This window comes from Tessaracoccus sp. OH4464_COT-324 (genome assembly GCF_003932855.1).
Taxonomy (GTDB): Bacteria; Actinomycetota; Actinomycetes; order Propionibacteriales; family Propionibacteriaceae; genus Arachnia.
The window spans coordinates 1-370 of record NZ_RQYZ01000141.1 but is presented as its reverse complement, the minus strand read 5'-3'; the positions used below and the strand labels follow the sequence as shown (position 1 = coordinate 370).

The following is a 370-nucleotide window of genomic DNA, read 5'->3' as shown; positions in this document are numbered from 1 at the left end:
AATTGGTGTAATGGCTGTAATTATTCGTGTGGCAAACCCTGCGTATCCAGAGGGTATGATGTTAGCGATCTTATTTGCTAACTTATTTGCGCCATTATTTGATTACATTGTTGTTCAAGCAAATATTAAACGTCGGAGAGCTCGCAATGGCTAAATTTAATAAAGATAGTATTGGCGGAACAATCTCTGTTGTTGTTCTGTTGAGTTTAGCTTGTTCTATTATTGTTGCTGGTTCTGCGGTATTGCTAAAACCAACACAAGAAGAACAAAAGCAACTTGATAAACAAAAAAATATTTTAAGTGTTGCTGGGTTATTACAAGCTGATACCAAAGCAAGTCAAGTTAAAGAAATTTTTGCTAAGAATATTGA

2 protein-coding genes are annotated in these 370 nt (G+C 34.6%); both read left to right on the top strand.

Annotation, left to right across the window (positions count from 1 at the left end; all coding sequences use genetic code 11):
• The first annotated feature begins 10 nt into the window (after nt 1-10).
• On the top strand, nt 11-154 hold the full coding sequence (locus EII42_RS13920; RefSeq protein ID WP_370318127.1) for an RnfABCDGE type electron transport complex subunit D: 144 nt from the start codon (nt 11-13) through the stop codon (nt 152-154).
• On the top strand, nt 147-370 hold a 224-nt coding region (locus tag EII42_RS12480), incomplete at its 3' end, for a hypothetical protein (RefSeq protein WP_233558421.1). The genes EII42_RS13920 and EII42_RS12480, both read left to right, overlap by 8 nt.